This window comes from Blautia glucerasea, assembly GCF_013304385.1.
GTDB lineage: Bacteria > Bacillota > Clostridia > Lachnospirales > Lachnospiraceae > Blautia_A > Blautia_A ammoniilytica.
Map to the genome: position 1 here is coordinate 1 of NZ_JAAITU010000123.1, position 1,206 is coordinate 1,206.

Here is a 1,206-nt window from a genome sequence, read left to right on the forward strand (position 1 = left end):
TGGCTAATACGTAAATACCTTAAAGCAGGAATAATGGAGCAAGGAAAATTCGAGCCAACAGAAGAAGGTTCGGCACAAGGCTCAGTAATGAGTCCGATGCTTGCAAATATATACATGCATCATGTGCTGACGCTGTGGTTTAAGCTGGTGGTGCAAAGGGAAATGCAGGGAGAGTGTTTTCTCGTCAACTTTGCGGATGATTTTGTTGCAGGATTTCAATATAAGTCAGAAGCTGAAAGATACTATAAAGAGTTAAAGGAACGAATGGAAAAGTTTGGACTGGAGCTGGAAAGTAGTAAAAGCAGACTGATTGAATTTGGGAGATTTGCAGAGCAGAATCGTAGAGCAAGAGGAGAATGTAAGCCTGAAACATTTGATTTTCTGGGATTTACCTTCTACTGTAGCAAAACTCGAAAGGGAGGTTTTGTGCCAAAGGTACAGACTTCAAGAAAGAAGTTTGAGCTAAAGGTTAGAGCATACAAGAACTGGATTTACGATAATCGAAATCGATCAATGCGAGAAATAATTAAAGAGTTGAACGTAAAACTAATTGGACACTATCGGTATTATGGTGTTACATGGAATTTTCGGAAGATGACAACATTCTTGCATAGAGTACAACAGTTTCTATTCAAAGCCATGAATCGGAGAGGTTGTAGACGGGCATACACATGGAATGGATTTGTGGAAATGCTCAAGTATTACCCGTTAGCAAAACCTAAAACGTACTATTGTTTATATTGAAGCGAATGTTACTATGAGGAGCCGTATGCGGAAAAGCCGCACGTACGGATCTGTGAGGGGCTAAGATTGAGAGGTCTTAGTCTACTCGACTGTGGAATTGGAGCAGTGTAAAAACAAGTTCAAAATTTCAATTACATATTATAATTATGAAAAAGCAAAGGCTGAAACATTCCTTTGCTTTTTTCATGTCCAAATATATCAGAGAAAGGAGCTATGCCAATGGATTTTTCATGGGAGCTGTTATTTGAACTGCTGGGTAAGGTTGCAGATACAATCGGTAATGTTCTCGGCGGCACAAAGAAAGATTGAGAAAAACAAAAACAGGAGGTGATGAAACATGGGAGAGGATGAAATTGTAAGGCTGTTCAATGCCAAGATCAAGCTGGAACGGAAGCAGTATAAGAAGCGAGTATTACAGTTAGCCCCAGAGAGGATTTACCAGAGGGCGTATCAGATCAACTG

The 1,206-nt window shown here is 39.9% G+C and carries 1 protein-coding gene; it reads left to right on the plus strand.

Annotation, left to right across the window (positions count from 1 at the left end; all coding sequences use genetic code 11):
• Positions 1-744 (plus strand): reverse transcriptase domain-containing protein (locus G5B11_RS18675; protein WP_244093083.1); only part of this gene is annotated, 744 nt, incomplete at its 5' end.
• Between the last annotated feature and the right edge of the window lie 462 nt (positions 745-1,206).